At 52.9% G+C, this 6,265-nt stretch carries 9 protein-coding genes; 3 read left to right on the top strand and 6 right to left on the bottom strand.

Features of this window, described 5'->3' with window-relative positions; all coding sequences use genetic code 11:
• Nucleotides 1-356 precede the first annotated feature (356 nt).
• A complete protein-coding gene (locus ACTJKZ_RS21000; protein WP_440830009.1) occupies nucleotides 357-911 on the top strand; it encodes a gamma carbonic anhydrase family protein in 555 nt (184 codons plus the stop codon).
• Here the strand turns inward: ACTJKZ_RS21000 and ACTJKZ_RS20995 are convergent.
• The 6 genes from ACTJKZ_RS20995 to dprA are packed head-to-tail and all read right to left on the bottom strand — an operon-like array spanning nucleotide 878 to nucleotide 4,672.
• The gene (locus ACTJKZ_RS20995; RefSeq protein ID WP_161736882.1) at nucleotides 878-1,135 is read right to left on the bottom strand and encodes a DUF1488 domain-containing protein; all 258 of its coding nucleotides are present in this window, start codon (nucleotides 1,133-1,135) and stop codon (nucleotides 878-880) included. The genes ACTJKZ_RS21000 and ACTJKZ_RS20995 overlap by 34 nt on opposite strands.
• Nucleotides 1,132-1,950, bottom strand: a complete 819-nt coding sequence (aroE, locus tag ACTJKZ_RS20990) for a shikimate dehydrogenase (RefSeq protein ID WP_440830008.1) — start codon at nucleotides 1,948-1,950, stop codon at nucleotides 1,132-1,134. Before aroE ends, ACTJKZ_RS20995 begins: the two co-directional genes overlap by 4 nt.
• Nucleotides 1,951-1,953: 3 nt before the next feature.
• Nucleotides 1,954-2,526, bottom strand: a complete 573-nt coding sequence (gene tsaC, locus ACTJKZ_RS20985; RefSeq protein ID WP_161736880.1) for an L-threonylcarbamoyladenylate synthase type 1 TsaC — start codon at nucleotides 2,524-2,526, stop codon at nucleotides 1,954-1,956.
• A gap of 3 nt (nucleotides 2,527-2,529) precedes the next feature.
• Nucleotides 2,530-3,078 (bottom strand): DNA topoisomerase family protein, encoded by a 549-nt coding sequence (locus ACTJKZ_RS20980; RefSeq protein ID WP_161736879.1) that lies wholly within the window; start codon nucleotides 3,076-3,078, stop codon nucleotides 2,530-2,532.
• Nucleotides 3,079-3,102: 24 nt separating this feature from the next.
• Nucleotides 3,103-3,576 carry a DUF494 family protein Smg gene (gene smg / locus ACTJKZ_RS20975; protein WP_013359228.1) on the bottom strand — a complete coding sequence of 158 codons (474 nt, stop codon included), beginning with the start codon at nucleotides 3,574-3,576 and terminating at the stop codon, nucleotides 3,103-3,105.
• On the bottom strand, nucleotides 3,548-4,672 hold the full coding sequence (gene dprA / locus ACTJKZ_RS20970; RefSeq protein WP_440830007.1) for a DNA-protecting protein DprA: 1,125 nt from the start codon (nucleotides 4,670-4,672) through the stop codon (nucleotides 3,548-3,550). Before dprA ends, smg begins: the two co-directional genes overlap by 29 nt.
• A gap of 115 nt (nucleotides 4,673-4,787) precedes the next feature.
• Here dprA and def point away from each other — a divergent pair, with 115 nt between their 5' ends.
• The gene (def, locus tag ACTJKZ_RS20965; protein ID WP_013359230.1) at nucleotides 4,788-5,300 is read left to right on the top strand and encodes a peptide deformylase; all 513 of its coding nucleotides are present in this window, start codon (nucleotides 4,788-4,790) and stop codon (nucleotides 5,298-5,300) included.
• 20 nt (nucleotides 5,301-5,320) lie between these two features.
• Nucleotides 5,321-6,265, top strand: coding sequence for a methionyl-tRNA formyltransferase (gene fmt, locus ACTJKZ_RS20960; RefSeq protein WP_440830006.1), 945 nt, complete (start codon nucleotides 5,321-5,323; stop codon nucleotides 6,263-6,265).

The following is a 6,265-nucleotide window of genomic DNA, read 5'->3' as shown; positions in this document are numbered from 1 at the left end:
CACACAGATTGTCTGATAAATTGTTAAAGAGCAGTGCGAACAGTGCGTTAGCGTCCTGTCGCGAGGTGGCGTATATTACGCTTTCCTCCTGCAGAGTCAACCTCTTTCTCAGAAGTTTTCTCCGGCGGGTCAGTCTCCTGAACCTTCAACCCGTTTCCCGTTGCCGGTGTGCCGTGTCGATGGAGGCGCATTATAGGGATCCCGTTTCAGAGCACAACCCTTTTTTAGGATCTTTTATCTGAACGGTTATAAATGATCCAGATTGATGAGATCGCCAGCGATCCGGGTCAGAATTGGCTTGTCAGCTGGCTAAAATGGCATCAGGCTGCAGTGAAAACAGAACAAAGGAGAACAAGATGACTTCCGCCCTACGTCCCTATAAAGATCTTTTCCCGCAAACTGGCCAGCGCGTGATGGTCGATCCAAGCAGTGTTGTCGTCGGTGATGTGATTATGGAGGATGATGTGAGCATCTGGCCGCTGGTTGCGATCAGGGGTGATGTGAATCAGGTCCGCATTGGTGCCCGTACTAATGTGCAGGATGGCAGTGTTCTGCACGTCACACATAAATCAGCCGCCAACCCGCTGGGCTTTCCTCTTATTATTGGCGAGGACGTCACCGTCGGGCATAAAGCGATGCTACACGGCTGTACCATTAGCGATCGCGTGCTGGTCGGAATGGGATCGATTCTGCTGGATGGCGTAATAGTAGAAGAAGAGGTGATGATTGGTGCCGGAAGCCTGGTGCCGCCCGGTAAAAGACTGGAGAGCGGCTATCTCTATCTGGGTAGCCCGGTAAAGCAGGTCAGGCCGCTGAATGACAGTGAGAAGGAAGGTCTGCGCTATTCCGCCAATAACTATGTTGGCTGGAAAGAGGATTATCTGGCGGGAGATAGCCAGACCCAGCCCTGAGCATCCACGTTATCCTGACGAACAGCCGCTTCGGCCTCATCTTCCAGATCCCAACGATGGTGCCGAAACAGCGCCATCGCCTCCCCTTTACCAAAACGTGAAGCCAGCGAATCGCGGCTGATTGCACAATTCAGCCGCATGCCATTGACCAGTACTGGAAAACAGACTGCGTTTAGTTCAGCGTCATAGGTTTCCTCATCCGGGAACTGTATCGCCTGATTCATGGCTGCATGTTCTGCTTAAGCTGAGCAATCACCGGCGTGATTTCCGGCATCACACCGTGCCATAGATAGAAGGAATGCGCAGCCTGCCCCACCAGCATCCCCAGTCCATCGGCCAGATGATGAGTCCCCTGCGCCTGACACCCGCGTAAAAAAGGCGTTAGCCCGCTTTGGTAAAACATGTCATAACAGCGCACATCTGAATGGATTACTTCTGCAGGTAAAGGAGGCGTTTCTCCATTCACACCACTTGACGTGGCGTTGATGATCAGATTAAAGCGCTGATCCGTCAGTTGCTCAAAACCAGATGCCCGGATACTCCCGCTCGCGCTAAACAGGTTCGCCAGCTCTTCAGCGCGCGCGGCTGTACGATTGACGACGGTAAGCGTCACGCCTGCTGAAAGCAGCGGCAGAATGACACCGCGAGCGGCCCCGCCCGCTCCCACCAGCAAGACATTATCGCCAGCGTTGATCATATTTAGCCGTTCAAGATCGCTTAACAAGCCGATACCATCCGTGTTGTCTCCCAGGATTTGCCCATCACTGAGCTTTTTGACGGTGTTTACCGCACCGGACAGAGCTGCACGTTCGCTGAGCTGATCGGCAAATTCCCATGCCTGCTGTTTGAAAGGTAACGTCACGTTGGCACCACGACCTCCCTGCTCGAAAAAAGCAGAAAGCGATTGAGGAAAACCATCAACCGGGGCACAGATGCGACCATAGCGATGTTCAATGCCCGTCTGCTCAGCAAAAGCCTGATGGATTAGCGGCGATTTACTGTGGCTGATCGGATTACCGAAAACGGCGAAGTGATCCATAAATTAACCCTGACGTATAAGTTCGCCGCTGATGACATCGCGGATTTCAGAAGGATTGAGTCGTCCACCCGTTTTACCCGCCAGAACCGGGAACGGCTCACCAAACTGCTGCTTCACTTCTTCTGCTGTGCGGCAGGGAGGGAGGCCTGACAGATTTGCGCTGGTCGAGACCAGCGGTTTGCCAAACGCGCGGCATAGCGCCTGAACATCCGGATGATCACTGACGCGAATGGCCAGTGAATCAAACTGTCCGGTAAGCCAGCGAGGCGTTTGTGGCGGTACCGGTACGACAAAAGTCACCGGGCCGGGCCAGCGGGCAAACATCCGCTCCCGCTGGATTACAGAAAGTTCGCGCGCCGAGATGTAAGGCTCAAGCTGACTGTAATCAGCCGCAATGAGGATGAGCCCCTTCTCTACCGGGCGCTGTTTGAGTGCCAGCAGGGCCATAACGGCAGATTCACTGTCAGGGTCACAGCCCAGACCAAATACGGCTTCCGTAGGATAGGCGATGACCGCCTGACGATTCAGATGCTCTAAACAGGTCTCAAGTGAATCGGCGAGGTGTTGATTTTCCATGGTCTATGAATTCTCTTCAGCGATGGCTTTGCCACAACTCTTACTGGCGCAGAAGCGCTTAACGCCCTGAGCCGTCTTTTTCTCAACTAACAGCGGATACTCACAATAAGGACAGATTCCGGCAACGGGTGTCAGATTGACGACAAACTGACAGGCCGGATAACGATCACAGGAGTGAAACGTTTTGCCATAACGGGAACGCCGCTGAACTAACCGGCCTTCATGGCACTGTGGGCAGGCCAGCGAGGTTTCATCCGGTTTATCGATGGTTTCTGTGTATCCGCATTCCGGATAGAGGCTGCAGCCGATGAACATGCCAAAACGCCCCTGCCGCAATACTTTATCCGCACCGCATTCAGGACAGGCATGGCCTTGCAGCACTTTGACCACATGGCCATCGGCCTGACCTTTTAAAGGTCGGATGTAGTCACAAGCCGGGTAGTTCGTGCAGCCCAGAAAAGGACCGTGTTTACCGGAGCGGATAACCAGTTCTGCCCCGCAAGCGGGGCAGGGATCCTGTTTACGCACGGTGAAGAGTGCAGCTTTACTCATAGCGATCAATGCATGAAAGGAAATTTAATGCAGCATACCTTCATTGGCGTCGAATAGCAGTTCTTCCATCTGCTGATAGGCATTTTCACATCCCGGGATGTTGAACAACACCATCAGCACCACCCATTTGAGATCCTCAAGGTCAAACTCAGAGGTATCCAGCGCCATGATACGTTCGATGACCATTTCACGGGTTTCCAGGTTCAGCACCTGAATCTGCTCCAGGAACAGCAGGAAACCACGGCTGTCAGCATCTAAACGTTTGCTCTCTTCATCGGTATAAATACGCATGGAGAGCGGATCATTTGTCAGTAAAATTGGTTCTACCAGTCCTTCCTGATAGTCAGCCAGTCTTTCTAACCAGTTCAGCGCACTGTAAACATCTTCACGATGGAACCCGGCATCCGTCAGGTCGTCTGTCAATCTGTCCTGATCAACACCCATTTCTGCTTCGTTGTGGATATATGTTTCAAACAAGTACATCAGTACGTCGAACATGGCATGCCCTCCTCAATCGGACATAGCCGCCGGGTACAGCTGCGATCCATCCTGCTAACTCCAGTTCCAGCAACTGAGCTGAGATAACTGGCACAGATTGGCCGGCACGTTCAGCGACAACGTCAACAGGTGTAACATCATCTCCTACGTTAGCCAACACATCAGCAAATGGCAATGGAGCATCGTCCCTCACCTCAGAATAAATTTCATCCGCCTGAGCCACAGGTAGCCAGTTAAGTGCATTTGCCAGATCTTCTACGATGTTATTGGGATGAGCCACCAGCAGCGCGCCCTGCTGAATCAGCCAGTTTACGCCTTCGCTTAACGGGTTGCCGAGTGCGCCAGGTAAAGCATAGACATTGCGATTTTGCTCCAGCGCATAACGGGCCGTCACCAGTGAGCCACTTTTCAGCGAGGCTTCTACCACCAGCACACCGTGGCTCAGGCCGCTAATGATACGATTGCGGCGTGGAAAATTAAGGGGATGCGGTATGGTCGTCAGTGGAAACTCAGAAACGATAGCACCGCCCTGCTCGACGATCTCGGCGGCAAGGCCTGTATGGTTTTTGGGATAGAGACGCTGCAATCCGCTTCCTAACACTGCCACCGTTTTACCGCCCACGTTGAGTGCGGCCTGATGTGCAACGCCATCAATACCCCGCGCCAGTCCGCTGGTGATAGTCAATCCGCCCGCGCTTAAATGCTGGGTAAACCAGTCACACCAGTAACGACCATAGTGGGAGCTGTTTCGGCTCCCCACAATGGCTAACTGTGGTGTAGTGATAACGGCAGGATCGCCATCAATATAGAGCAGGGGCGGAAAATGATCGGTTTCTTTAAGACGGGCTGGATAAGCTGCATCCAGAGCGGTAATCAGATGATGAGCCGGACTCTGCGCCAGCCAGGAACAGACTTGCTCAATATTTTTTTCATTAAATTCATAATATTGCTGCCGCTGGCTGGCGTCTAACCCAAGCCGGATAAGCTGCTCATCGTCTGCCGGTCCGGCACCTGTCTGCTGCGCCATGTCAACCCAGCGTTTCCCTGTCATTCCGGTGACGGCAGCCAGCCGCACATACTGCCCTATTTTGTCCATCTCCTGCTCCCTGATCGCCCTTGCTTCCTGCCGCACAATGCTGTCAATCAGGCCTCGAAAAGTCTACAATATGAGGCAGTAATCTTTTCTTAACCGAATACAGATCTGGATATTTATGTCAGTTTTGCAGGTATTACATTTCCCTGACGAGCGTCTTCGCAAAGTCGCCGCGCCCGTTAAAGAAGTTAACGCAGACATTCAGCGTATCGTTGATGATATGTTCGAGACGATGTATGCCGAAGAAGGTATAGGTCTTGCGGCTACGCAGGTCGATATTCATCAGCGCATTATCGTGATTGATGTCTCTGAAAGTCGTGAAGAGCGTTTAGTCCTGATCAACCCTGAGCTGCTGGAAAAAAGCGGCGAAACCGGTATTGAAGAGGGTTGCCTCTCTATTCCGGAACAGCGCGCATTTGTTCCACGTGCCGAGCGGGTAAAGGTTCGCGCCCTTGATCGTGACGGTAAAAGTTTCGAGCTGGAAGCCAGCGAGTTACTGGCCATCTGCATCCAGCATGAGATTGATCATCTGGAAGGCAAACTGTTTATTGATTATCTGTCGCCTCTGAAGCGGCAACGAATCAAAACTAAATTAGAGAAACTGGCGCGTCAGAACGCGCAGGCTTCCTGAGATCTTAAGAAGGGATAAACGTGTCTGCCCCGCTAAAAATCATCTTTGCCGGCACACCTGACTTCGCAGCGCGTCATCTTGACGCGCTGCTTGCTTCTGAACATCAGGTTATCGGCGTATTCACCCAACCTGATCGTCCTGCGGGTCGCGGTAACAAACTCACCCCAGGCCCGGTCAAAACGCTGGCGCTGTCACATGACATTCCGGTTTATCAGCCGAAGTCTCTGCGACCTGAAGAAAATCAGCGACTGGTCGCTGATCTGAAGGCCGATGTGATGGTAGTTGTGGCCTACGGATTGATTCTGCCCAAGGCCGTGCTGGATATGCCACGTCTCGGCTGTATCAACGTTCATGGTTCGCTGCTACCGCGCTGGCGCGGAGCCGCGCCTATTCAGCGCGCTCTGTGGGCTGGCGACAGTGAAACCGGCGTGACCATTATGCAGATGGACGTCGGTCTGGATACTGGCGATATGCTGCATAAGCTCGCTTGTCCGATTACTGCCCACGATACCAGTGCAACGCTCTATGACAAGCTCGCGCAGCTTGGTCCACAGGGGCTGCTGGATACGCTGACCTTACTGAGCACACAACAGGCTTCACCTGAAAAACAGGATGAGACTCTGGCTAACTATGCTGAGAAGCTTAGTAAAGAGGAGGCGCGTCTTGACTGGACACTCTCAGCAGAACAGCTCGAGCGCTGTATTCGCGCGTTTAACCCGTGGCCGATGAGCTTTTTCACCATTGATGATCAACCCGTAAAAGTCTGGCAGGCAAGTGTCCTGCCTCACTGCGATCGTTCGCTGGGTGAAATAATCAGTGCGGATAAGCATGGCATACAGGTAGCGACGGCTCAGGGTGTACTTAATCTGCTGCAGTTACAGCCCGCCGGTAAAAAACCGATGTCGGCTCAGGATCTTCTCAACTCGCGCCGGGAATGGTTTGAACCTGGAACCCATCTGGACTGA

Origin of the sequence: Pantoea sp. 22096, from assembly GCF_052045955.1 — a bacterium.
GTDB lineage: Bacteria > Pseudomonadota > Gammaproteobacteria > Enterobacterales > Enterobacteriaceae > Pantoea > Pantoea alfalfae.
Note: the sequence above shows the minus strand (reverse complement) of the source record. Positions and strands in the feature narration are given on the sequence as shown.

Excerpts from the sequence above, each read along its gene's own strand:
- ACTJKZ_RS20980 (WP_161736879.1), bottom strand. The coding sequence starts at position 3,078 with ATGAGTAAAGCTGCACTCTTCACCGTGCGTAAACAGGATCCCTGCCCC.
- def (WP_013359230.1), top strand. The coding sequence starts at position 4,788 with ATGTCAGTTTTGCAGGTATTACATTTCCCTGACGAGCGTCTTCGCAAA.
- ACTJKZ_RS21000 (WP_440830009.1), top strand. The coding sequence starts at position 357 with ATGACTTCCGCCCTACGTCCCTATAAAGATCTTTTCCCGCAAACTGGC.
- aroE (WP_440830008.1), bottom strand. The coding sequence starts at position 1,950 with ATGGATCACTTCGCCGTTTTCGGTAATCCGATCAGCCACAGTAAATCG.
- smg (WP_013359228.1), bottom strand. The coding sequence starts at position 3,576 with ATGTTCGACGTACTGATGTACTTGTTTGAAACATATATCCACAACGAA.
- tsaC (WP_161736880.1), bottom strand. The coding sequence starts at position 2,526 with ATGGAAAATCAACACCTCGCCGATTCACTTGAGACCTGTTTAGAGCAT.
- ACTJKZ_RS20995 (WP_161736882.1), bottom strand. The coding sequence starts at position 1,135 with ATGAATCAGGCGATACAGTTCCCGGATGAGGAAACCTATGACGCTGAA.
- dprA (WP_440830007.1), bottom strand. The coding sequence starts at position 4,672 with ATGGACAAAATAGGGCAGTATGTGCGGCTGGCTGCCGTCACCGGAATG.